Source organism: Hydrogenophaga pseudoflava NBRC 102511, assembly GCF_001592285.1.
Lineage (GTDB): Bacteria > Pseudomonadota > Gammaproteobacteria > Burkholderiales > Burkholderiaceae_C > Hydrogenophaga > Hydrogenophaga pseudoflava.
In genome coordinates, this window is sequence record NZ_BCWQ01000014.1 from 55,780 (window position 1) to 77,049 (window position 21,270).

Below are 21,270 nucleotides of genomic sequence, written 5' to 3' on the forward strand. Positions count from 1 at the left end.
GATTCGAATTTGGGAAAATGGCGGGTTGCCTGCGGGGGCGCCCGCGGTTCAGCGCCCGTTCATCCAAACCACTGTAGCCTGATTCACCATGACCTTCAGCATCACCGTCCAGCCCAGCGGCCGACAGTTCAGCGCCGAATCCGGCGAAGCCATTCTCGCGGCCGGCATCCGCCAGGGCATCGGCCTGCCCTACGGCTGCAAGGACGGCGCCTGCGGCTCCTGCAAGTGCAAGCTCGTCAGCGGCAGCGTCGCCCACGGCCCGCACCAGGCCAAGGCCCTGAGCGCAGAAGAGGAAGCCTCCGGCTACATCCTCACCTGCTGCGGCGTCGCGCAGAGCGACGTGGTGCTCGAGTCGCGCCAGGTCACCGAAGCGGGCGCGTTCCCGATCAAGAAAATGCCGGTGCGCGTGATCAGCCTGGAACGCGCCTCGCACGACGTGATCGTGATGAAGCTGCAGCTGCCTGCGGCCGACACCTTCCAGTACCACGCCGGCCAGTACGTCGAGTTCCTGCTGCGCGACGGCGACCGCCGCAGCTACTCGATGGCCAACGCACCGCACACCCAGGCCGCGGGCCCGCAGGTCGAACTGCACATCCGCCACATGCCCGGCGGCAAGTTCACCGACCATGTGTTCGGAGCCATGAAGGAAAAGGACATCCTGCGCGTCGAAGGGCCCTACGGCGGCTTCTACCTGCGCGAGGACAGCGACAAGCCCATGGTGCTGCTGGCCTCGGGCACCGGCTTCGCGCCCATCAAGGCCATCATCGAACACATGCGCCACAAGGGCATCACGCGGCCGGCCACGCTCTACTGGGGCGGCCGCCGTCCGGCCGACCTGTACCAGTCGGCCTGGATCGAGGAGCAGCTGGCCACCATGCCCCACCTGCGCTATGTGCCGGTGATCTCCGATGCGCTGCCCGAAGATGCCTGGACCGGCCGCACGGGCTTCGTGCACCGCGCAGTGCTGGAAGACACGCCCGACCTCTCGGGTCACGAGGTGTACGCCTGTGGTGCGCCGATCGTGGTGGAGTCGGCCAAGCGCGACTACCTGGCCGCCGGCCTGCCCGAAGAAGCGTTCTACGCCGACTCGTTCACCAGCGCCAAGGACAAGCTGTGAGCACCCGCCGCCACATCATTGCACTCGCCGCCACCGCGGCCCTCGCGCTCCCTGCGCTGTCGATGGCGCAGGCCGACAAGCCCACCCGCATCATCGTTCCGTTTGGCGCCGGCGGCCCGATCGACGTGACCGCACGCATCCTGGCGGAGGCGGTCAAGGACTCGCTGGGCACGGTGATCGTGGAAAACCGGCCCGGTGCCGGCGGCAACATCGGCGTCAGCGCCGTGGCCAGGGCCGCGCCCGACGGCCACACGCTGGGCATCGCGACCACCGCATCGCACGGCATCAACCCCTGGCTGTTCAGCAAGCTGCCCTACGACCCCGCCAAGGATTTCGCCCCGGTCACGCAGATGCTGCGCGTGCCCAATGTGCTGGTGATGAACGCCGACACGGCGCAGCGGCTGAACATCCGCAGCCTGCCCGATCTTGTCCGCTACGCCAAGGCCAACCCCGGCAAGCTCAACTACGGGTCGGGCGGCAACGGCAGCGCCGGTCACCTGGCGGGCGAGCTGCTGAAACACCAGGCCGGCATCTTCGCGGTTCATATCCCTTACAACGGTGGCAACCCGGCGCAGCTGGCCCTGCTGTCGGGGCAGGTGGATTTCAACATCGACAACCTGGCCACCGCCGCCGCCAACATCCGCGCCGGCAAGCTGCGCGCCCTGGCCGTGACCACGGCACAGCGCAGCGCCATGCTGCCGGAAGTGCCGCCGATGGCCGAGACCCTGCCCGGCTTTGAAGTGGACACCTGGTGGGGGCTGATCGCGCCGGCGGGCACTCCGGCCGAGACCGTGCGCAAGCTCAACAGCGCGTTCACTGCCGCGCTCGGCACGCCAGAGGTCAAGGCCCAGTTCGCGCGCCTGCTGGCCGAACCGGCGCCCAGCACGCCTCAGGCGTTCGAAGCCTTCCTGCAGAAAGAGCGCGGCAAGTACGAGCGCATGGTCAAGCTCAGCGGCGCCCAGGTCGACTGATCAGACCCCGGCCTCGGCCAGCAGCTTCTTCAGGTCGCCGGCAAGCGCCGGCGCGCCGCTGCCATAGCGGTGGTACAGCCGCAGGCGTCCCTGGGTGTCGTAGACGTAGCTGCCCGCCGAGTGGTCCATGGTGTAGCTGGTGGGTGTCTTGCCGTCGACCTTCTTGTAGTAGATGCGGAAGCTCTTGGCGACCTCGGGCAGCTTGTCCGGCTGCGCGTAGAGCGCAAGAAACGTGGGGTCGAAGCTGCCCATGTACTCCTTCATGATCTCCGGCGTGTCCCGCTCCGGGTCGACGCTGACGAACAGGCCCTGCAGCTTGTCCCCGTCCGCCCCCAGCAGCTGTTTGGCCTGCGCCATCTCGCTCATCGAGGTCGGGCACACGTCCGGGCATTGGGTGTAGCCGAAGAAGATCACCACCACCTTGCCCTTGAAGTCCGCCAGCGTCCGCGGCTGACCGTTGTGGTCGGTCAGCGAGAAGCCAGTGGCGTAGTCCGCACCCGTGATGTCGATGCCCGAGAAGCCGGAGGCGGTGGCGTCCGCGGGTTTGTCGGAGCAGGCGGCCAGCAGGGTGCTGCACAGGGCCAGGGAAATCAGATGCCGACGTTTCATGGCGGGAGGGTGTTTCAGATGTAGTGGTCGATCAGCATCGCGGCGAACAGCAGCGACAGGTGCCAGAGCGAAAAGCGGAAGGTCTTGCGGGCGAGCGCGTCCGAATAGTTGCGCCACAGGGCCCAGGCGTAGCCGCAGAACCCGACGCTCAGCGCCAGTGCGGCCACCAGGTAAACCCAGCCGCTCATGCGCATGATGAAGGGCATCAGGCAGGCGGCGAACAGCACGAAGGTGTAGAGCAGGATCTGCAGCCGCGTGAACTCCGAACCATGGGTGACCGGCAGCATGGGCAGACCGGACTTGCGGTAGTCCTCGACGCGGTAGAGCGCCAGCGCCCAGAAGTGCGGCGGCGTCCAGAGGAAGATGATCAGGAACAGGATCAGCGCTTCGGGCGCGACCACGCCGGTCATCGCGGCCCAGCCCAGCACCGGCGGCATGGCACCGGACGCCCCGCCGATCACGATGTTCTGCGGCGTCAGCGGCTTGAGGATGACGGTGTAGATCACCGCATAGCCCACGAAGGTGGCGAAGGTCAGCCACATGGTCAGCGGGTTGACCCACAGGTACAGGATGGCCGAGCCGAGCGCACACAGCACGGCCGAGAACGTCAGCGTCCGCACATTGCCCAGCTCGCCCTTGGCGGTGGGCCGCCAGGCGGTGCGGCGCATCTTGGCGTCGATCTGCTGCTCGACCACGCAGTTGAAGGCTGCGGCCGCACCGGCCACCAGCCAGATGCCCAGGCAGGCCAGCGCGGCCGTCTGCACCTGGGCCCAGCTGGGCAGCCCGGGCACGGCCAGCACCATGCCGATAAGGGCGCAGAAGACGATCAGCTGGATGACGCGTGGCTTGGTCAGCGCGTGGTATTGGCGCCAGACCGAGGGCATGGTCGGGGCCAGGGAAGTGGGCGCGGTGCTCATGGGGAGGTGCGTGGAACGGTGAGCGCGGGCGCGCCCACGGAAGAAGGTGCGGTACGGGTGCCTGCCAGCAGCCCGGTCATCACGACCACCAGCGCGGCCGCGCCACCGGTGTGGCCGACGGCGGACAGCAGCGGCCAGTCCAGCACCACATTGCTCAGGCCGGTCGCCAGCTGCAGACCCGCCAGGGCCAGCAGCCAACGCGCCGATGGGCGCGCGCCCGGCCGGGACCAGAGTTGCCAGGCCAGCCCCACGAGGGCGGCGAGCACGAGGTAGGCGCACAGACGGTGCACGTAATGGATGCCGGTCAGCGCGGCAAAGGTGATGGGCTGGCCATCGGCGTTCATGCCCAGCTCGCGCCAGACCGTGAATCCTTCGCTCAGGTTCATCGGCGGCCACCATCCGCCCTGGCAGGTGGGGAAGGTGTCGCAGGCCAGCACCGCGTAGTTGGTGCTGACCCAGCCGCCCAGCGCAATCTGCAGCCACAGCAGCGCGTACACCAGCAGCAGGGCCCCGCGGGCCGGCCGGCCCAGCATCAGCGGCGCATGCCCCTGTACGCCCAGGTCGTAGGCCACCGACTGGGCCCTCAGCAGGGCCAGCAGCACCATGCCCCCGAGCAGGTGCAGGGTGACGATGGCCGGGAACAGCTTCATGGTCACGGTCAGCGCGCCGAAGGCCCCCTGCAGACAGACCCAGAACAGGGTCAGCCAGGCCCATGCCGGGGAAATGCTCAGGCGCCGGCGCTCCATCCAGCTGGTCACCGCGAGCACCAGGATCAGCACCCCGACCGCCGTGGCGAGGTAGCGGTGGATCATCTCCACCCACGCCTTGCTGTGCGTGACCGGCCCGGTGGGCATGGCCTGCTGCGCCGCCGAGATGGAGGCGTGCGCCCCCACCGGACTGGCGCTGCCGTAACAGCCCGGCCAGTCCGGGCAGCCCAGGCCGGAGTCGGTCAGCCGCGTGAAGGCGCCGAACAGCACCAGGTCAAAGGTCAGGAACAGGGTCAGCAGGGTCAGCGCGCGCAGGCGCTGCGCGCCGCTCGCGCGGCGGTGGCGCAGCCACACCCAGGCCAACGGCCCCAGGGCGATCACCGCCCCCAGGAGCATGAGGCGCAGGGCGGGCGACAGGTCGTACAGCTCGCCCATGTCAGCGCCCGGCCTTGTCCCAGAACGCCGACGCGCGCAGCAGACGATCGAGGTCGCGCTTGACCTGCTTCGGATCGGCTTGCACCGGGAAGCGCATCATCCAGTTGCCGATGGGATCGACCACATACAGGTGGTCCTCCAGGCGCTGGCCCGCCGCGGGCTGCAGCCAGGTCGCCAGAGCGGCTGCGTCGACGTGCAGCACGGTCGCCGCCGCCGTCGCCTGCTTCAAGGGTTCGGACAGTGCGGGCGAGCCGGTGCGCAGCCACACCCAGTCCAGCCGGTCCTTGTCCTTGCCCAGGGTTTCGCGCAGCTGCCGCTGCAGGAACAGGTGCTTCTGGCAGGCATCGTCGCAGGCGGAGTCGGCGACGCTGATGAACAGCCACTGGTTCTTCAGCTGGGTCAGCGGCACCAGCCGGCCGCTGGGGTCGGTACCCACCAGATCGGGCAGCGGGCGCTGCGGGTCGATCAGTTCGCCATAGTTGCGGCGGCCTTCGGGCCGGATCACGTAATAGGTGAAGTACGACGCGATCACCGGCGAAGCGCACACCAGCAGAAGCAGCAGCATCTTCCAGCGCCCGGCCCGGGTGGCGGCGCTGGTGTCCGGCGCATCGGCCTTGGGCAGGCTGTGCACCGTCAGGGTCAGGGGTTCATCGGGGGTCTTGGCCATGAAGCGTGCGTCGGCGACGGGGAGAAATCAGTTGGAACCAGGCGTACAGCCCGGCGGCGACCGCACTCATGGCGAACCACTGGGCGGCGTAGGCGTGGTGCTTGTGAGCAGCGGATTCGAAGCGCGGCCACTCGCGGAGCAGGCCTTCGGGCGAGGCGCCGGTCTGCAACACCGACATCGGCAGCAGCGCCAGCCCGGTGTCCCTGGCCAGCGACTCGATGTCGAGATTTTGCCGGATGCGCCCCTGCTCCGCTGCGCCCAGCTCGAACAGCCGGCTGGGCGGTGGGGCCAGGCGTCCCGTGACCTCCACTTCGTCCGGCGGGGTGGGGACATCGGGCACCTGCGACCGGTCCTGGAAGTTGCGGGGCACCCAGCCGCGCTGCACCAGCAGCGCGCGCCCGTCACCCGAGAGTCTGAGCGGCGTGACCAGGATGAAGCCGCTGCGCCCGGCCATGGGCCGGTTGTCCAGAAACACGCTGGCCTCCGGCACCCACTGCCCCTTGAGCCGGACCATGCGGTGCAGCAGCGGCTCGAAAGCCCCGTTGGCGGAGAGCACCGCGGCGCCGTCCAGTTCCGCCATCGCCCCCCGCTCGGCGATGCCGGTCTCCAGGGCCTGCTTCTGGGCGGCGCGCGCGAGCTGCCACACACCCAGCGATGCCGTGAGCGCGACCGTGCCGGCGGCGGCGATGGTCACGGTCCAGAAGCGGGTGCGAGGTGTCATGGAAGGCAATGAAGAACTGGGAGCGGCGGATAATCCCCGCATGACCTATCTTGTGATTGTGGCGTTTGTGGCCATCCTCGGCAGCCTGGCGGCGGCGCTGGTGTTCATGATGCGCGGCGGCGGCCAGGGCGACGACACCGGATCCCGCCGCAAAAACCCCATGGCCAAGGCTCTGGCCTTCCGCGTCGGCTTCTCCATCCTGCTGTTCGTCGTGGTGCTGCTCAGCTACTGGATGGGCTGGATCCAGCCCACCGGCCTGCCGCTTCGGGGTTGAAGGGCCGGCACACCGGGTCCAAAAAAACGGCGCCTTCCGGCGCCGTTTTCTCTGGGACGGGCGGCGAGGCCGCCCAGTGCGTCACATCCAGTACACGAGGATGTAGAGGCCCAGCCAGACCACGTCCACGAAGTGCCAGTACCAGGCCGCACCTTCGAAGCCGAAATGCTTCTGGGCGGTGAAATGGCCCTTCTGCAGGCGCAGGGTGATGAACAGCAGCATCAGCATGCCGACGAACACGTGGAAGCCGTGGAAGCCGGTCAGCATGAAGAAGGTCGAACCGAAGATGCCCGACGACAGCTTGAGGTTCAGGTCGCCATAGGCGTGGGCGTACTCGTAGCCCTGCACGAACAGGAACACCAGACCCAGGATCACCGTCATCCACATGAAGGCGATGGTCTTGCCGCGGTTGCCCGCCTGCAGGGCGTGGTGGGCGATGGTCAGCGTCACGCCAGAGGTCAGCAGCAGCGCGGTGTTGATCGTGGGCAGCCAGAACGGGCCCATGGTCTGGAACGGCTCGACGATGCCGGCCGGCGAGGCGGTGGCACCGACCTGGCGGCTCGGCCAGACGGACGTGAAGTCGGGCCACAGCAGGGCGTTCTCGATGTTGCCCAGCGCTGGCACCGAGTGGGTGCGGGCCCACCACAGCGCGGTGAAGAACGCACCGAAGAACATCACTTCCGAGAAGATGAACCAGCTCATGCTCCAGCGGTAGGAGAGGTCGATCTTCCGGCCGTACAGACCACCCTCGCTCTCGGTCACCGCATCACGGAACCACTGGAACAGCACCACCAGCCAGAAGGCCAGGCCAAAAGCCAGCGAATACATGCCCCAGGCGGCACCGTTGATCCACTGACCTGCACCAAGAATCACGAAGAACAGGCCGACGGCCGCCATCACCGGGTGACGGGAGGGTCCGGGGACGAAGTAATAAGGCGTCGTGCCGTGGGTTGCTGCTGACATGCTCGCTCCTCAGTGCTTTCGCTGGTATGAATGAATAAAACTGTTTGATTCGGATGACTGGTTCAGCCAGCCACCCAGTTCACGATCAGGATCAGGATGCCGACAAACGCCAGGGCCATCAACACCCCCACCACCATCAGGTGGATCGGGTTGAGGCGGGCGATGTCGCGCTGATAGTCGGCCTGGCGACGGATTCCCAGAAAGCCCCAGAGCACCGCCTTCACGGTGTCCATGACCGAGCCCTTGCGTTTGTGGACCGGGGGCGTGCTCACACGGCCCCCTGACTGGTCACGGCCACAGACGCCGGCGCGCGACCGACCATGCCTTGCGGCGCCGCGGGCACCTTGCCGCCCACCTCGAAGAAGGTGTAGGACAGCGTGATGGTCGTCACGTCCTTGGGCAGCTTCGGATCGATCACGAAGGCCACCGGCCACTCCTTCTTCTCACCAGGCGCAAGGGTGTACTGCGTGAAGCAGAAACACTCGAGCTTGTTGAAATGGGAGGCCGCCTGCGTCGGTGCGTAGCTGGGAATAGCCTGTGCCGCCATGGTGCGGTTCTGAATGTTCTGGAACTCGTAGAGCACCGTGGTCAGCTCACCCGGATGCACCTGCAGTGTCCGGACGGCCGGCTTGAAGTGCCAGGGCCCGCGTGCGTTGACATCGAACTCCACCGTGATGGTGCGCGACCTGTCGACCTGGGTGTTGAGCACCTTGGGCTGGGCACCGGGCACCGTGCGCTCGGTCAGCGCGAGGACATTGATGCCCGTGGCTTCACAGATGGCCTTGTACAGCGGCACCAGCGCATACCCGAAGGCGAACATGCCCAGCGTGATCACGCCGAGCTTGCCCACCATCTTCAGGTTCTCTCGTTTCAGACCCATCGAATGCTCTCCCGGAACGGCTCAGCCGCCCAGCAGCACGATCTTGCCGACGAAGCCCAGGAAGAACACCAGCGCCACCGAGGCCAGGATGAGGCCCAGGCGCTGGTTCTGTTTTTTCTGTTCGTTCGAGGTCATGGACGTGCTCAGCCGATCACCTTGGTGGCGGTGGCGTCCAGCTTTGGCGGGTTTTCAAAGGTGTGGAAAGGCGCCGGGGACGGCACTTCCCACTCCAGGCCTTCGGCGCCATCCCAGGGCTTCTGAACCGCCTTGGGGCCGACGCCGCGCATCGCGGGGACGATCACGAACAGGAAGAAGTACACCTGAGCCAGACCGAAGGCGAAAGCACCGACAGAGGCGATGGCGTTGAAGTCGGCGAACTGCATCGGGTAGTCGGCGTAGCGACGCGGCATGCCGGCCAGACCCAGGAAGTGCATCGGGAAGAAGGTGATATTGAAGGAGATCATCGACCACCAGAAGTGCAGCTTGCCACGGCCTTCGCTGTACATCACACCGGTCCACTTGGGCAACCAGTAGTAGATGCCAGCGAACATGGCGAACAGCGAACCGGCCACCAGCACATAGTGGAAGTGGGCCACCACGTAGTAGGTGTCCTGGAAGTTGATATCGATCGGCGCCATCGACAGGATCAGGCCGGTGAAACCGCCGATGGTGAACACGAAGATGAAGCCGACAGCCCACAGCATGGGCGTCTCGAAGGTCATCGAGCCCTTCCACATGGTCGCGATCCAGTTGAAGATCTTCACGCCCGTGGGCACGGCGATCAGCATGGTGCTGTACATGAAGAACAGCTGACCCGTCACCGGCATGCCGGTGGTGAACATGTGGTGGGCCCACACGACGAAGGACAGGATGGCGATGGAGCCGGTGGCGTACACCATGGAGGCGTAGCCAAACAGCTTCTTGCGCGCGAAGGCGGGCACGACCTGGCTCACGATGCCGAAGGCCGGCAGGATCATGATGTAGACCTCCGGATGGCCGAAGAACCAGAAGATGTGCTGGTACATCACCGGGTCACCGCCGCCGGCGGGGTTGAAGAAACTGGTGCCAAAGTGGCGGTCGGTCAGCGTCATGGTGATGGCGCCGGCCAGCACGGGCATCACGGCGATCAGCAGGTAGGCGGTGATCAGCCAGGTCCAGCAGAACATGGGCATCTTCATCAGCGTCATGCCGGGAGCGCGCATGTTCAGGATGGTCACGATGATGTTGATCGAGCCCATGATGGACGAGGCACCCAGGATGTGCATGGCGAAGATGCCGGCATCCATCGAGGGCCCCATCTGCAGGGTCAGCGGCGCGTAGAGCGTCCAGCCGGCGGCCGGGGCGCCGCCGGGCATGAAGAACGAGGCCACCAGCATGATCGCTGCCGGGATCATCAGCCAGAAGCTGAAGTTGTTCATGCGCGCGAACGCCATGTCGGACGCGCCGATCTGCAGCGGGATCATCCAGTTCGCGAAGCCCACGAAGGCCGGCATGATGGCGCCGAACACCATGATGAGGCCGTGCATGGTGGTGAGCTGGTTGAACAGCTCGGGATTGACCAGCTGCAGGCCGGGCTGGAACAGTTCGGCGCGGATCAGCAGGGCCAGCACACCACCCACCATGAGCATGGTGAAGGCGAACAGCAGGTACAGCGTGCCAATGTCCTTGTGGTTGGTCGCGTAGACCCAACGGCGCCAGCCGGCGGGGGCGTGATGATCGTGGTCGTGCGCGTGAGCGTCGTGGGGATCCAGTACTGCACTCATGTTCTAGTCCTTGAGAATTTCAATCTGTTCTGGGTCCGCGTCACTTGCGGGCCGCGACGATGTCGGCGGGCTGCACGATCTGCTCGGTCTTGTTGGACCAGCTGTTCTTGGTGTAAGTGATCACCGCGGCGATCTCGGTGTCGGACAGCTGCTTCCAGGCAGGCATGGCACCGTTGTTGACACCATTGAGCAGAACAGCGATCTGCTTGGATTTGTCAGCGTCCAGCACGATGGGGGATGCATCGAGCGCCTTGATCGGACCGGCGCCCTTGCCATTGGCCTGGTGGCAGGCTGCGCAGTTGGCGGCATAGACCGACTCGCCGCGCTTGACCAGGTCGGCCAGGTTCCAGACCTTGGAGGGATCGTCTGCAGCAGCAGCCATCTTTTTCTTCTCGCCCTCGACCCACTGGGTGTACTCCTCGGCGGACACCACCTTGACGTGGATCGGCATGTAGGCGTGCTCCTTACCGCACAGCTCGGCGCACTGGCCATAGAAGTCGCCGGTCTTCTCGGCACGGAACCAGGTGTCGCGCACGAAGCCCGGAATGGCGTCCTGCTTGATGCCGAAAGCCGGCACCATGAAGGCGTGGATCACGTCGTTGGCGGTGGTGATGATGCGGACCTTCTTGCCCACGGGCACCACGAGCGGGTTGTCCACCTTCAGCAGGTAGTCGTCCGTGGCGGGCGGCTTGCCGCTGTTGGACATTTCACGGTGGCTGTTGTCCAGGGTGGAGAGGAAGCCGATGCCCTCGCCTTCACCCTTGATGTAGTCGTAGCCCCACTTCCACTGCATGCCCGTGACTTTGATGGTCAGGTCGCTGTTGGTGGTGTCCTTCTGGGCCACCAGCACCTTGGTGGCCGGCAGGGCCATGCCGATCACGATCAGCAGCGGCACGATGGTCCAGCCCAGCTCGACCCAGATCGGCTCGGGCAGCTCCTGCGACTTGTGCCCCACCGACTTCCGGTGCTTGAGGATGGAATAGAACATCACCCCGAACACCACCACGAAGATGACCGAGCAGATGGCCATCATGAACCAGTGCAGCCAGTGCTGCTCTTCTGCGATCTTGGTGGCAGGCGGTGCAAAGTTGAGCTGGTTGACCGCCGGACCACCGGGCAAGTCGTTCACCGCATGGGCCGCCTCGGCCAGCCAGACCGAGGAGCCCAGAATCCAGGCAGAAGTCGTCGCACGCAGGCCACCGGAACGCTGGCGCAGGAAATCACCCATCTGTCTTGTCGTACTCACGTTGAACGCCTCAAATATAAGTATTGATTTATATCAATCCAATTAGACCAAAAACACCCTGAACGCCCTCTCAGGGAATACCCACACCAGCTTCTTGCCCCCTCAGTGCACGCCTGATTTCCCGGGCCAGCACCGGCCGCAAATCGGCCCTCACATACCGCCCGACTTCCGCCGAACGCCCTCCGCCCCGCACCGACACCAGCGAACAGTGGCCGGACGGACCCTCCACGCGAATGGCATGGCCCGCAAACTCAATACGCGACAACCGGCCGGCGTTCTCCCGCTCCACCACCAGCCGACCACAGCTCACACAGATGTGCTCACCGTCGGTCGCATGCCGGGCGTAGACCAGAAACGCCACGCCAACCGCCACCAGCTCCACCAAGGAGAATGGCAAAACCATCCAGGCGCCGTGGGTCCAGAAGAACCCAGCCACCACCAGGGACAGCGCACTAAACAGCGCGTATATGGACCCCAGTTGCCGTGGCGTAACCGAACAGTTGCTCCTCAGTACCCAGTGAGTCCCGTCCGCGGTGACGCTTGCGAGGCGATACATGTTGTGTCTCCGACACAACCGGATGCGCCGGGAGCGTCCGACATGGGATTACGCCTGCCGAAGATTCGGCGTGCGGAGTTTGATTTATGTCAATTGTAGCGACCAGAAACCGCCCACCGCCCGCTGTACGGCATCTGGGGCGCGCCCTGGTAGCAGATCAGCCGCGCCGTTTTCGCAGCATGGCCCGCATCTCGTCCACCGAGACCGACTGGCTGTCCCCGGCCTGGGGTCGGGGCGCCGACTTGAACGCGTGCCCATAGTTGATCTCGAACCCCAGGGTCAGGCGCCCATGACCGTCGCGCGGCCCGTGCTGCTCGATGGCGGACTCGATGCGCGCGCGCCACCCGCGCCCCCGCAGCCCAGGAAACCGAGCCGCTCCCAGGTTGCGGCCAAAGCTGCGCAACTCGTCCAGCATGGCCGCCGCACTGCTGTAGGTCAGCGTGATGCGCTCCATGTCCATCACGGGCTCGGCGAAGCCCGCCTGCACCAGCATGTCACCCCAGTCGTGCATGTCGGTGAAGCTGTGGGCGGGTGATGGCCAGCCCTGGCCCTGGTAAATGCCCCGCAGCTCGCTCAGGCTGTCGGGTCCCAGGCAGGAGAACATCAGAAATCCGCCGACATCGATGTGCCCGTGCCAGCGACGCAGCAGGGCCTGGGGGCGGGGCTCCTGGTGCAGCACCATATTGGCCCACAGCATCGCCACCCGGGTGTCTGCGGTGGCCACAGCGGGTGCGCTGGACTTGCCCCAGCCCAGGAGCGACCGGAGCGACCGGCCGGCCCCGCCCTGCAAGCGCTCGGTCACGCGCAGGTCCTCCGCAAACACCAGGCAGCGGGCATTCGGCAATCGCGCAGCCAGGCTGCGATGCGCCTCCAGTCCGCCCATCAACGGCTCCCAGTGCAACCAGCTGGCCGGCTGCTCCCGGAACCACTGAAGGCGGTCAATCATGCGCCGGGCCACCTCCTCGTGCAGCCAGGGGCTGGCCGCATGCGAGCGAAGCAGCCAGCGCCGCGCTGCGACGGGATCAAGCCCGGGTACGGGCGATTCTTCGGTGGGGTGGGTCACAGAGGTCTGTTGACAGGGGTGGCGGCCGGCTGGCGAAGGCGCGCCAGTATATTGGCCCGCATGGGAGTTCTGACCGCTTTGCTGCACCGGATACCCGGGCTGCCCTCCATCTGCCAGGTCTGCGGCAGCTGGCCGGCAGCGCCGATCTGCCCGGCGTGTTGCCAGCGCCATGCGCCGCCCCTCGGTCGCTGCCAGCGCTGCGCCAGGCCGCTGCCTGACGATGCTGCGCTGTGTGGCGAATGCCTGACGGCCACAGGGCCATCCCCCGTGCAGAGGTGCCTGACCGCCGTGGACTACCGGTTCCCGTGGAACGGGTTTATTGGCCGGTTCAAGTTTCGCAACGAACCGGGCTGGGCCGGCCCGCTCGGGGACCTGATGGTGCAATCCGCCTCCAGGCAGGACTTCCTTGCGCCCGACATGTTGCTGGTGCCGGTGCCCGTGACACCAGCGCGACTGGCCGAGCGGGGCTACAACCAGGCTTGGGAGCTGTGCCGAGTAATCGGTCGGCGCACCGGCCTCCAGACCATGGCGGAGGCCTTGGTGCGCCTGGGTGACACGTCGGACCAGCACCGCCTCACGCGCGCGCAGCGACTGGTCAATCTGCGAGGCGCATTCGTGGTCCACCCCCTCGTGGTATCAAGGCTGGCAGAAAAGCGGGTGGTCCTTGTTGACGACGTGCGCACCACGGGCGCTACCTTGCATCATGCAGGACTGGCGCTTCGCCATGCCGGCGCCACCGAGGTTCGGGCCCTGGTTTTGGCGCGAACGCCACAGGCGGCACAAGACGGGGAGACTGGTCGATGACACCGCTCCATATGCGCTTATGATCGCGCCCACCAAGGGGGTAGAAGACAAGGCCGGCCCACCGGTCACCGCGTTGAAGGCAGCGCCTCGCCCCATGTTCCACGTTGTCCTGGTCACACCGCAGATCCCGCCCAACACGGGCAATGTGATCCGCCTGTGCGCCAACACGGGATGCCATCTGCATCTGATCGAGCCCCTGGGTTTCTCGATGGACGACAAGCAGATGCGCCGGGCCGGACTGGACTATCACGAATACGCCAGTGTCCAGCGCCACCCCTCATGGACACAGTTCCTCGACACCGCCCAACCGGTTCGCGAGCGCATGTTCGCCCTCACCACCCGGGGACAGGGCCAGGCCTATGCCCAGCGCTTCATGCCCGGCGACTGGCTGGTCTTCGGCTGCGAGACCGAGGGGCTGCCAACCAGCGTGCGCGAGCACTTCGCCGCAGAACGGCAGTTGCGGCTTCCCATGCTGGAAGGCCAACGCAGCCTCAATCTTTCCAACGCCGTGGCGGTGCTTGTTTACGAAGCGTGGCGCCAACAGGGATTCGGAGCAAGAAAACCGTGATGCATATCACTTCTTTGCTGAGGGACGCACCCCACATTTGGGGGTTGCGGTCAACCACAATACGCGGGTTCGTTCATCCGCCGCATCATGCGGTACATATCCCCTTGCTGTATCGTGTAGACGTCCTGCCCCTGCGGGCAGCCCGGAGGTTTTTTTGATTGCGACGCTGACCAGGCTCTTCAAAGGCAAGGCTGCGCCCGGCAAGGGGGCCAAGGCCGTGCCGAGCCTGAAAGATCTTCAGGTCATCCGGTCTGCCCTGCTGCAGACCGTGGCGGACTGCGACGGCATCTCCGTGCACCGGTTGCGGCACAAGATCGAGCAAACGCAGACCGTGCAGGATCTCTGGTTGCTGCGCAACGACGCCTACCAGCTCATTTCCCAAGCCACCAGCCAGACGGTGGCGGCCGAGCGGATCAACGCCCTCCTTGCGGTTTTCGAAGGCTGGGTCGACGCCCGTCAGCTGGGACGTATCCGCTGAGCGACGCTCAGGGATAGCGCCGCACCAAGGCTTCGGCCACACACACCGGCTTCTCGGCCCCTTCGCGCTCAACGGCCACCGACCAGGCCATCTGCAGGCCATTGCCTTCGATCGGGGTGGCCGTCAACAGCGTCATGCGCGCCCGCAGGCGACTGCCCACCGGGACGGGTGAGGTGAAGCGCACCTTGTTCAGTCCGTAGTTCACCCCCATGCCGCCCTGCCGGATTTCGAACGCCGAGTCGAAAAACACGGGCAGCAGCGACAGGGTAAGGAAGCCGTGCGCGATCGGTGCACCGAAGGGGCCCGCACGCGCGCGCTCCACGTCCACATGGATCCACTGGTGGTCACCGGTCGCGTCGGCGAAGCGGTTGACCTGCTCCTGGGTCACGGTGACCCAGTCGCTGGTGGCCACTTCCTGACCCACACAGGCCGCAAGTTCGTCGAGGGTGTCAAAGCTTCTCATGGAGGCCGACTCTAGGTCCAGGACCCTGAAAGGCACTGTCGGCACCGCGACAGCGCCGGACCGGGTTCAGCGGTCCAGCCAGTCGCAGATGCCGCGCCACTGCTCCAGGTCTTTTTCCACACGGCTGGGCGCCACATCGAACAGCGTGAGCCCGCGCGCGGCGAGGTGGATGTAGTTCTGCGTGTCGCGCAGGTAGCCCAGAACCGGCAGCCCCAGCCCATCGACAAACTCGTGCAGCTTGTCGGCCGCAATCGTGCGGGCATCGACCCGCATGCCGACGATGCCCACCTGCAGATGCCCCGCGTGCTTGGACTGAGCGAGCTCGTCAAGAAACGCGCGCGTGGCGTAGATGTCGAAGATGCTCGGCTGCAGCGGCACCAGCACCTTGTCGGCATGTTTGAGCGCTTCCTTACACAGCGATCCGTGCAGGCCGGCGGGCGTGTCCAGCACCACATGGGTCGTCCCTTTGGGCGGCTTGCCCACATGGTCGCCCGACACTTCCCACGAGCGGATCGGGCGGGCGGCCGCAGGGCGCAGGCTCAGCCAGAGCGCGGACGACTGCTGGCGGTCGGCGTCGCCCAGCATCACGGCGTGGCCGCGGCTGGCCAGGTAGCCGGCCACGTTGGTCGACAGGGTGGACTTGCCCACCCCTCCCTTCGGATTTGCGATCACCACCACCGGCATACGGACCTCCTCGGGTGCATGGAACGCCGGCTATGTTAACGGGCGTGCATCCCAGAGCAGCTTCACCGCGGTCAGGAACATGCCGGTATAGACCATGCGGTAGAACAGCGCCTGGTTGATGCGGTGCGCGATGCGCACACCCACCCACACCCCGATCGGCGCGAATGGCAGCAATGCCAGCGAGGTGGCCATGTTGCGCCAGTCCAGCAGGCCCAGCCAGGCGTACGGAATCCACTTGGACAGGTTTATGAAGAAGAAGAAAAAGGCCATGGTGCCTGTGAACAGCACCGGCCGGAGCTTCAGCGGAATCACATAGGCATTGATCGGGGGCCCGCCCGCGTGGGCGATGAAACTGGTGAAGCCGGACGTGGCTGTCAGGATCGCGCCCAGCCATTTCGGCGGTGGCGGGCTGTCGGCGCGGGGCGGAAACAGCAGGCGCTGCGCCAGGAACAGCAGCGTCACCAGCCCCACCACCCCGGCCACCACCCGGGCGTCCAGGACGCGGAACAACACGGTGCCCAGGACGATGCCGGCCAGGCCGAACGGCAGCAGGAATTTCAGCAGTGCCCGGTCCACATCCTTGCGAAAGGCCGCCATGCCCAGCAGGTCCATCACCAGCAGCACCGGCATCAGGATCGCCGCCGCCTGCGGCACTGTGACCGCCAGCGCCATCATGGGCACAGCCAGCGAACCGAAGCCCGCACCGAAGCCGCTCTTGCTCACGCCCAGCAGCAGCACCGCCGGGATCGAGACCGCGTAGAAGAACGGATCGGTGATCAGCGGCAGCGCGCTCACACGCGCTCGACTATCAGCGCAATGCCCTGGCCCACGCCGATGCACATGGTGCACAGCGCGTAGCGTCCGCCGGTGGCGTGCAGGCGGTTGACCGCCGTGGTGGCCAGGCGCGCGCCGCTGGCGCCCAGCGGGTGGCCCAGCGCGATGGCGCCGCCCCAGGCGTTCACGCGCTCGTCGTCGTCCTTGAGCCCCAGCAGGCGCAGGACAGCCAGGCCCTGGGCCGCAAAGGCTTCGTTGAGTTCGATCACGTCGATCTGCTCCAGCGTCAGCCCGGTCTGGGCCAGCACCTTCTGCGTGGCCGGCGCAGGGCCGATGCCCATGATGCGCGGCGCCACCCCGGCCGTGGCCATGCCGACGATGCGGGCCTTGGGCGTCAGGCCGTTCTTCGCGGCCGTGGCCTCGTCGGCCAGCAGCAGCGCACAGGCGCCGTCGTTGACACCGCTGGCGTTGCCGGCCGTCACCGTGCCGTCGGGCCGCACCACGCCCTTGAGTTTGGCCAGCGCTTCCAGGCTGGTCTCTCGCGGGTGTTCATCGGTGTCGACCACCACCGCATCGCCCTTCTTCTGCGGAATGCTCACAGGGCAGATCTCGCGCGCCAAGTGCCCGGCCTTGATCGCCGCCACCGCGCGCATCTGGCTGGCCAGGGCCATGCGGTCCTGGGCTTCGCGCTCGATCTTGAAATCGGTCGCCACGTTCTCAGCCGTCTCGGGCATGGAGTCGACGCCGTACTTCTCCTTCATCAGCTTGTTGACGAAGCGCCAGCCGATGGTGGTGTCGTAGACCGCGTTGGCGCGGCTGAAGGCGCTCTCGGCCTTGGGCATCACGAACGGCGCGCGGCTCATGCTCTCCACGCCGCCGGCGATCATCAGCCCCGCTTCGCCGGCCTTGATGGCGCGTGCCGCCGTGCCCACCGCGTCCAGCCCCGAGCCGCACAGGCGGTTGATGGTGGCACCCGGCACCTCCAGCTGCAGCCCCGCCAGCAGGCTGCTCATGTGGGCGACGTTGCGGTTGTCTTCACCGGCCTGGTTGGCACAGCCGAACAGCACATCGGTGACAGCGGCCCAGTCCACCGAAGGATTGCGCGCCATCAACGCTCTGAGGGGAATCGCACCGAGGTCGTCGGTGCGCACGGAGGACAGGGCGCCGCCGTAGCGGCCGAAGGGGGTGCGGATGGCGTCGCAGATGAATGCCTGTGGCATGGTGTGTCTCCTCGAAAAACATGCAGGATAATGCATCCATGTTCAGTCCGTCCCAAGCCGATGTCCGGCGCTTCTTCTGTGCCGTGCACGCCAAACAACAGTCCGGCGAGGCCATGGAGGCCATCGAGATGCTGGCCGGCCAGTGGATCGCCGAGCACCCGGAGTACCACGCCGCGCTCTCGGATGTCGACGCGGCGCTGGCGCAGATGGGCACCCCCGGCGACGGTGGGCAGGAGAACCCGTTCCTGCACCTGTCCATGCACCTGTCGATCAGCGAGCAGTGCAGCATCGACCAGCCCCCGGGCATCCGCCAAGCGGTGGAGCTGCTGACCGCGCGCCGCGGCGACCTGCACGCCGCCCACCACGAGGTGATGGAGTGCCTGGGCCGCATGATCTGGGAGAGCCAGCGCTCGGGCCGCCCGCCGGACGGGCAGGCCTACATCGACCAGGTGCGGCGTCGCGCCACCCAGGACTGAAACAAAAAAGCCGCTCGATGAGCGGCTTTTTCATGGGAAGTCAGAGGTCAGCGGAAGCGCGACTGCGGCACCGTCTGCAGGTCGCCGTCCAGCGAACCCAGGTACTTGGCGATCTCGCGCATCTCGGCGGGCTTGAACTGCTTGGCAATGCCGGCCATCACGCCGTTGGAGCGACCGACCACGTTGTTGCCCTCGACCGTGTAGGACTTGAGCGCGACGTAGAGGTAGTCCGAATGCTGGCCGGCGATCTTGGGGTAGCTCGGATCGATGGGCTTGGCGAAGTTGGCGCCGTGGCAGGAGGCGCAGGCACCCTTCTGGATCAGTGCGGCGGCGGCTGCACTCGCGGTCTTGGGTGTCTCCGCGGGCGCGGCGCCAGCTTGTGCCGAATAGAACGCGGCCAGATCGGCCATGTCCTGCTCGCTCAGCGAACCGGCGATGCCGCGCATGGAAGGGTGCTTGCGGTCGCCCTTCTTGTAGGCGGTCAGCGCGGAGACGATGTACTTGTCGGACTGACCCGAGATCTTGGGAACCTTGTGGATCTCGGGGAAGCTGTTCTGGTAGCCCTTGATGCCGTGGCAACCAATGCACATTTCAGCTTTCTTCTGGCCGGCCTCAGCCGAGCCGGTCACACCTTGCGCCTGGGCAGCCGAAACCGCTGCAAGAAGGGTCGCAGCGGCGACAACAGTACGGGCGAACGTAGGCAGCGGATGGGTCATTTTGCAAGCACAATGAAGTGAACGATTGATAAAAATCAACAGACGATTATATAGACTTGACCATCAATAACGGCTTATTGATAACCCTGACCCACAGGCCCATCCACCGCCCTTCTCCGCCCCCTCCATGAAGTTCCAAGGCTCTGAAAACTACGTCGCCACCCAGGACCTGATGCTGGCCGTGAACGCCGCCATCACGCTCAAACGCCCGCTGCTCGTCAAGGGCGAACCAGGCACCGGCAAGACCATGCTGGCCGAGGAGGTGGCGCAGGCGCTGGACATGCCGCTGCTGCAGTGGCACATCAAGTCCACCACCAAGGCACAGCAGGGCCTCTACGAGTACGACGCGGTGAACCGCCTGCGCGACAGCCAGCTAAACACCGCCGACAGCGCCGAGCGCGTCAAGGACATCCGCAACTACATCGTGCAGGGTGTGCTGTGGCAGGCCTTCACCGCCGACCAGCCGGTCGCCCTGCTGATCGATGAAATCGACAAGGCCGACATCGAGTTCCCCAACGACCTGCTGCGCGAACTCGACCGCATGGAGTTCTACTGCTACGAAACGCGCGAACTCATCAAGGCCAAACACCGGCCGCTGGTGTTCATCACCTCGAACAACGAAAAGGAACTGCCCGACGCCTTCCTGCGCCGCTGCTTCTTCCACTACATCAAGTTCCCCGATGCCGACACGATGAAGAAGATCGTGGACGTGCACTTCCCCACGCTCAAGGACGAGCTGCTGACCGCGGCGATGAAGACGTTCTACGACGTGCGCAACCTGCCGGGCCTGAAGAAGAAGCCATCCACCAGCGAACTGCTGGACTGGCTCAAGCTGCTGATGGCCGAAGACATCCCGCTCGAAGCGCTGCAGAGCGCCGACAACAAGGTGTCGATCCCGCCGCTGGTGGGCGCCTTGCTCAAGAACGAGCAGGACACGACGCTGTTCGAAAAGCTGGTGTTCATGAACCAAAGGAACCGGTGAGCCCCCTGCTCATCGACGGAGGTCCGTCATGCTGATCGACTTCTTCTACACCCTGCGCGCGGCCAAGCTGCCGGTGTCGGTCAAGGAGTACCTGACCCTGCTCGAGGCGCTCAAGGCGGACGTGGTCGGGCCGACCAACCCGGACGCCTGCACCATGGACGACTTCTATTTCCTGGCCCGCACCGCGCTGGTCAAGGACGAGAAGCACTTCGACAAGTTCGACCGCGCCTTCGCCGCCTACTTCAAGGGCGTGGAGATGATCGCGGACTTCAGCAAGCCGATTCCCGCCGACTGGCTGCGTCAGGAGATGGAACGCCTGCTGACCGACGAGCAGATCGCCAACGCGCCCAAGATGGATTGGGACGAACTGATGGAGACGCTGAAGAAGCGGCTCGAAGAACAGAAGGAGCGTCACGAAGGCGGCAACAAGTGGATCGGCACCGGTGGCACCTCACCCTTCGGCCACAGCGGCAAGAACCCGCAGGGCATCCGCATTGGCGGCAAGGGCGGCAACAAGTCGGCGGTGAAGGTGTGGGACCAGCGCGCCTACCGCGACTACGACGACACGCAGGAACTGGGCACGCGCAACATCAAGGTCGCGCTGCGGCGCCTGCGCAAGTTCGCGCGCGAGGGCCACGACCTGGAGCTGGACCTGCCCGACACCATCCGCGCCACCGCCGCCAACGCCGGCTGGCTGGACATCAAGATGATCCCGGAGCGGCACAACAACGTGAAGGTGCTGCTGCTGATGGACGTGGGCGGCACGATGGACGAACACATCCAGCGTGTCGAGGAGCTGTTTTCCGCCGTCAAGGCCGAGTTCAAGCACCTGGAGTTCTATTACTTCCACAACTGCGTCTACGACTTCATGTGGAAGAACAACAAGCGCCGCTACGCCGAGAAGTTCCCGACATGGGACATCATCCGCAAGTACAACAAGGACTACAAACTGATCTTCGTGGGCGACGCCACCATGAGCCCGTACGAGATCCTGCAACCCGGCGGCAGCGTGGAATACAACAACGAAGAAGCGGGTGCGGAGTGGTTACAACGGCTCACACACGCGTTCCCGAAATTTGCCTGGATCAACCCGGAACCTCAGGGCGTGTGGCAGTATCGACAGAGCATCAGCATCGTCCAGCAACTCGTGGGGCAGCGCATGTTCCCGCTGACCCTCAAGGGGCTGGAGGACACGATGAGAATGCTCTCGAAATAA

Annotated in this window: 27 protein-coding genes; 9 read left to right on the top strand and 18 right to left on the bottom strand. The window is 65.7% G+C overall.

Annotation, left to right across the window (positions count from 1 at the left end; genetic code table 11):
* Nucleotides 1–88 precede the first annotated feature (88 nt).
* A complete protein-coding gene (locus HPS01S_RS16890; RefSeq protein ID WP_066158597.1) occupies nt 89–1,117 on the top strand; it encodes a CDP-6-deoxy-delta-3,4-glucoseen reductase in 1,029 nt (342 codons plus the stop codon).
* The gene (locus tag HPS01S_RS16895) at nt 1,114–2,088 is read left to right on the top strand and encodes a Bug family tripartite tricarboxylate transporter substrate binding protein (protein WP_066158601.1); all 975 of its coding nucleotides are present in this window, start codon (nt 1,114–1,116) and stop codon (nt 2,086–2,088) included. Before HPS01S_RS16890 ends, HPS01S_RS16895 begins: the two co-directional genes overlap by 4 nt.
* Here the strand turns inward: HPS01S_RS16895 and HPS01S_RS16900 are convergent, their stop codons facing one another.
* The 5 genes from HPS01S_RS16900 to HPS01S_RS16920 are packed head-to-tail and all read right to left on the bottom strand — an operon-like array spanning nt 2,089 to nt 6,144.
* On the bottom strand, nt 2,089–2,697 hold the full coding sequence (locus HPS01S_RS16900; protein ID WP_084397461.1) for an SCO family protein: 609 nt from the start codon (nt 2,695–2,697) through the stop codon (nt 2,089–2,091).
* A 14-nt stretch (nt 2,698–2,711) separates the two neighbouring features.
* Entirely contained in the window at nt 2,712–3,614 is a 903-nt protein-coding gene (gene cyoE / locus HPS01S_RS16905; protein ID WP_066158603.1) for a heme o synthase, read from the bottom strand.
* On the bottom strand, nt 3,611–4,756 hold the full coding sequence (locus HPS01S_RS16910; RefSeq protein WP_066158604.1) for a COX15/CtaA family protein: 1,146 nt from the start codon (nt 4,754–4,756) through the stop codon (nt 3,611–3,613). Before HPS01S_RS16910 ends, cyoE begins: the two co-directional genes overlap by 4 nt.
* A gap of 1 nt (nt 4,757) precedes the next feature.
* Nucleotides 4,758–5,423: an SCO family protein gene (locus tag HPS01S_RS16915; RefSeq protein ID WP_066158606.1), complete on the bottom strand. Its 666-nt coding sequence runs from the start codon at nt 5,421–5,423 to the stop codon at nt 4,758–4,760.
* Entirely contained in the window at nt 5,404–6,144 is a 741-nt protein-coding gene (locus tag HPS01S_RS16920) for an SURF1 family protein (RefSeq protein WP_066158608.1), read from the bottom strand. Before HPS01S_RS16920 ends, HPS01S_RS16915 begins: the two co-directional genes overlap by 20 nt.
* 40 nt (nt 6,145–6,184) lie before the next feature.
* On the opposite strand from HPS01S_RS16920, the gene HPS01S_RS16925 reads away from it, so the two are divergent.
* A complete protein-coding gene (locus HPS01S_RS16925; RefSeq protein WP_066158612.1) occupies nt 6,185–6,418 on the top strand; it encodes a twin transmembrane helix small protein in 234 nt (77 codons plus the stop codon).
* Nucleotides 6,419–6,499: 81 nt separating this feature from the next.
* On the opposite strand, the gene HPS01S_RS16930 is transcribed toward HPS01S_RS16925, so the two are convergent.
* The 8 genes from HPS01S_RS16930 to HPS01S_RS16960 form a co-directional block, all read right to left on the bottom strand.
* Nucleotides 6,500–7,381 (bottom strand): cytochrome c oxidase subunit 3, encoded by an 882-nt coding sequence (locus tag HPS01S_RS16930; protein ID WP_066158614.1) that lies wholly within the window; start codon nt 7,379–7,381, stop codon nt 6,500–6,502.
* 62 nt (nt 7,382–7,443) lie between these two features.
* Nucleotides 7,444–7,653 carry a DUF2970 domain-containing protein gene (locus HPS01S_RS16935; protein ID WP_066158616.1) on the bottom strand — a complete coding sequence of 70 codons (210 nt, stop codon included), beginning with the start codon at nt 7,651–7,653 and terminating at the stop codon, nt 7,444–7,446.
* Nucleotides 7,650–8,261, bottom strand: a complete 612-nt coding sequence (locus HPS01S_RS16940; protein WP_066158618.1) for a cytochrome c oxidase assembly protein — start codon at nt 8,259–8,261, stop codon at nt 7,650–7,652. Before HPS01S_RS16940 ends, HPS01S_RS16935 begins: the two co-directional genes overlap by 4 nt.
* A 21-nt stretch (nt 8,262–8,282) precedes the next feature.
* On the bottom strand, nt 8,283–8,396 hold the full coding sequence (locus HPS01S_RS22045) for a cytochrome oxidase small assembly protein (RefSeq protein ID WP_218008599.1): 114 nt from the start codon (nt 8,394–8,396) through the stop codon (nt 8,283–8,285).
* Between the two features lie 8 nt (nt 8,397–8,404).
* Nucleotides 8,405–10,024, bottom strand: a complete 1,620-nt coding sequence (ctaD, locus tag HPS01S_RS16945) for a cytochrome c oxidase subunit I (RefSeq protein WP_066158620.1) — start codon at nt 10,022–10,024, stop codon at nt 8,405–8,407.
* 40 nt (nt 10,025–10,064) lie between these two features.
* On the bottom strand, nt 10,065–11,252 hold the full coding sequence (gene coxB, locus HPS01S_RS16950) for a cytochrome c oxidase subunit II (protein ID WP_066158622.1): 1,188 nt from the start codon (nt 11,250–11,252) through the stop codon (nt 10,065–10,067).
* An 88-nt stretch (nt 11,253–11,340) separates the two neighbouring features.
* On the bottom strand, nt 11,341–11,826 hold the full coding sequence (locus tag HPS01S_RS16955) for a DUF2244 domain-containing protein (RefSeq protein WP_066158624.1): 486 nt from the start codon (nt 11,824–11,826) through the stop codon (nt 11,341–11,343).
* Nucleotides 11,827–11,983: 157 nt separating this feature from the next.
* Nucleotides 11,984–12,889 (bottom strand): hypothetical protein, encoded by a 906-nt coding sequence (locus tag HPS01S_RS16960; protein ID WP_066158625.1) that lies wholly within the window; start codon nt 12,887–12,889, stop codon nt 11,984–11,986.
* Nucleotides 12,890–13,177: 288 nt separating this feature from the next.
* Between HPS01S_RS16960 and HPS01S_RS16965 the strand changes: the two genes are divergently transcribed.
* From HPS01S_RS16965 to HPS01S_RS16975, 3 genes are all read left to right on the top strand, one after another.
* Nucleotides 13,178–13,693, top strand: a complete 516-nt coding sequence (locus HPS01S_RS16965; protein ID WP_255284236.1) for a ComF family protein — start codon at nt 13,178–13,180, stop codon at nt 13,691–13,693.
* Nucleotides 13,694–13,787: 94 nt separating this feature from the next.
* Nucleotides 13,788–14,261 (top strand): tRNA (uridine(34)/cytosine(34)/5-carboxymethylaminomethyluridine(34)-2'-O)-methyltransferase TrmL, encoded by a 474-nt coding sequence (trmL, locus tag HPS01S_RS16970; protein ID WP_066158875.1) that lies wholly within the window; start codon nt 13,788–13,790, stop codon nt 14,259–14,261.
* 154 nt (nt 14,262–14,415) lie between these two features.
* Nucleotides 14,416–14,739 (top strand): hypothetical protein, encoded by a 324-nt coding sequence (locus HPS01S_RS16975; protein ID WP_066158628.1) that lies wholly within the window; start codon nt 14,416–14,418, stop codon nt 14,737–14,739.
* A gap of 7 nt (nt 14,740–14,746) precedes the next feature.
* Here HPS01S_RS16975 and HPS01S_RS16980 read toward each other — a convergent pair whose 3' ends face one another.
* The 4 genes from HPS01S_RS16980 to pcaF form a co-directional block, all read right to left on the bottom strand.
* Nucleotides 14,747–15,202, bottom strand: coding sequence for a MaoC family dehydratase (locus tag HPS01S_RS16980; protein WP_066158631.1), 456 nt, complete (start codon nt 15,200–15,202; stop codon nt 14,747–14,749).
* A gap of 66 nt (nt 15,203–15,268) precedes the next feature.
* The gene (locus tag HPS01S_RS16985; protein ID WP_066158633.1) at nt 15,269–15,886 is read right to left on the bottom strand and encodes an AAA family ATPase; all 618 of its coding nucleotides are present in this window, start codon (nt 15,884–15,886) and stop codon (nt 15,269–15,271) included.
* 30 nt (nt 15,887–15,916) lie between these two features.
* On the bottom strand, nt 15,917–16,681 hold the full coding sequence (locus HPS01S_RS16990; protein ID WP_066158636.1) for a sulfite exporter TauE/SafE family protein: 765 nt from the start codon (nt 16,679–16,681) through the stop codon (nt 15,917–15,919).
* Nucleotides 16,678–17,880: a 3-oxoadipyl-CoA thiolase gene (gene pcaF, locus HPS01S_RS16995; protein ID WP_066158639.1), complete on the bottom strand. Its 1,203-nt coding sequence runs from the start codon at nt 17,878–17,880 to the stop codon at nt 16,678–16,680. Before pcaF ends, HPS01S_RS16990 begins: the two co-directional genes overlap by 4 nt.
* A gap of 38 nt (nt 17,881–17,918) precedes the next feature.
* Here pcaF and HPS01S_RS17000 point away from each other — a divergent pair, with 38 nt between their 5' ends.
* Entirely contained in the window at nt 17,919–18,356 is a 438-nt protein-coding gene (locus HPS01S_RS17000) for a DUF1841 family protein (protein WP_066158643.1), read from the top strand.
* A gap of 47 nt (nt 18,357–18,403) precedes the next feature.
* On the opposite strand, the gene HPS01S_RS17005 is transcribed toward HPS01S_RS17000, so the two are convergent.
* On the bottom strand, nt 18,404–19,072 hold the full coding sequence (locus HPS01S_RS17005) for a c-type cytochrome (protein ID WP_066158645.1): 669 nt from the start codon (nt 19,070–19,072) through the stop codon (nt 18,404–18,406).
* 127 nt (nt 19,073–19,199) lie between these two features.
* Between HPS01S_RS17005 and HPS01S_RS17010 the strand changes: the two genes are divergently transcribed.
* Entirely contained in the window at nt 19,200–20,054 is an 855-nt protein-coding gene (locus HPS01S_RS17010) for an AAA family ATPase (protein ID WP_066158648.1), read from the top strand.
* 28 nt (nt 20,055–20,082) lie between these two features.
* Nucleotides 20,083–21,270: a vWA domain-containing protein gene (locus tag HPS01S_RS17015; RefSeq protein WP_066158651.1), complete on the top strand. Its 1,188-nt coding sequence runs from the start codon at nt 20,083–20,085 to the stop codon at nt 21,268–21,270.

What these genes read in the sequence shown, in the direction of transcription:
- HPS01S_RS16900 (WP_084397461.1), bottom strand. Translation starts at nt 2,697, where the DNA reads ATGAAACGTCGGCATCTGATTTCCCTGGCCCTGTGCAGCACCCTGCTG.
- coxB (WP_066158622.1), bottom strand. Translation starts at nt 11,252, where the DNA reads ATGGGTGATTTCCTGCGCCAGCGTTCCGGTGGCCTGCGTGCGACGACT.
- HPS01S_RS17005 (WP_066158645.1), bottom strand. Translation starts at nt 19,072, where the DNA reads ATGACCCATCCGCTGCCTACGTTCGCCCGTACTGTTGTCGCCGCTGCG.
- HPS01S_RS17010 (WP_066158648.1), top strand. Translation starts at nt 19,200, where the DNA reads ATGAAGTTCCAAGGCTCTGAAAACTACGTCGCCACCCAGGACCTGATG.
- HPS01S_RS22045 (WP_218008599.1), bottom strand. Translation starts at nt 8,396, where the DNA reads ATGACCTCGAACGAACAGAAAAAACAGAACCAGCGCCTGGGCCTCATC.
- HPS01S_RS16930 (WP_066158614.1), bottom strand. Translation starts at nt 7,381, where the DNA reads ATGTCAGCAGCAACCCACGGCACGACGCCTTATTACTTCGTCCCCGGA.
- cyoE (WP_066158603.1), bottom strand. Translation starts at nt 3,614, where the DNA reads ATGAGCACCGCGCCCACTTCCCTGGCCCCGACCATGCCCTCGGTCTGG.
- HPS01S_RS16985 (WP_066158633.1), bottom strand. Translation starts at nt 15,886, where the DNA reads ATGCCGGTGGTGGTGATCGCAAATCCGAAGGGAGGGGTGGGCAAGTCC.
- HPS01S_RS17000 (WP_066158643.1), top strand. Translation starts at nt 17,919, where the DNA reads ATGTTCAGTCCGTCCCAAGCCGATGTCCGGCGCTTCTTCTGTGCCGTG.
- HPS01S_RS16910 (WP_066158604.1), bottom strand. Translation starts at nt 4,756, where the DNA reads ATGGGCGAGCTGTACGACCTGTCGCCCGCCCTGCGCCTCATGCTCCTG.
- HPS01S_RS16920 (WP_066158608.1), bottom strand. Translation starts at nt 6,144, where the DNA reads ATGACACCTCGCACCCGCTTCTGGACCGTGACCATCGCCGCCGCCGGC.
- trmL (WP_066158875.1), top strand. Translation starts at nt 13,788, where the DNA reads ATGTTCCACGTTGTCCTGGTCACACCGCAGATCCCGCCCAACACGGGC.
- HPS01S_RS17015 (WP_066158651.1), top strand. Translation starts at nt 20,083, where the DNA reads ATGCTGATCGACTTCTTCTACACCCTGCGCGCGGCCAAGCTGCCGGTG.
- pcaF (WP_066158639.1), bottom strand. Translation starts at nt 17,880, where the DNA reads ATGCCACAGGCATTCATCTGCGACGCCATCCGCACCCCCTTCGGCCGC.
- HPS01S_RS16955 (WP_066158624.1), bottom strand. Translation starts at nt 11,826, where the DNA reads ATGTATCGCCTCGCAAGCGTCACCGCGGACGGGACTCACTGGGTACTG.
- ctaD (WP_066158620.1), bottom strand. Translation starts at nt 10,024, where the DNA reads ATGAGTGCAGTACTGGATCCCCACGACGCTCACGCGCACGACCACGAT.
- HPS01S_RS16925 (WP_066158612.1), top strand. Translation starts at nt 6,185, where the DNA reads ATGACCTATCTTGTGATTGTGGCGTTTGTGGCCATCCTCGGCAGCCTG.
- HPS01S_RS16915 (WP_066158606.1), bottom strand. Translation starts at nt 5,423, where the DNA reads ATGGCCAAGACCCCCGATGAACCCCTGACCCTGACGGTGCACAGCCTG.
- HPS01S_RS16890 (WP_066158597.1), top strand. Translation starts at nt 89, where the DNA reads ATGACCTTCAGCATCACCGTCCAGCCCAGCGGCCGACAGTTCAGCGCC.
- HPS01S_RS16980 (WP_066158631.1), bottom strand. Translation starts at nt 15,202, where the DNA reads ATGAGAAGCTTTGACACCCTCGACGAACTTGCGGCCTGTGTGGGTCAG.
- HPS01S_RS16940 (WP_066158618.1), bottom strand. Translation starts at nt 8,261, where the DNA reads ATGGGTCTGAAACGAGAGAACCTGAAGATGGTGGGCAAGCTCGGCGTG.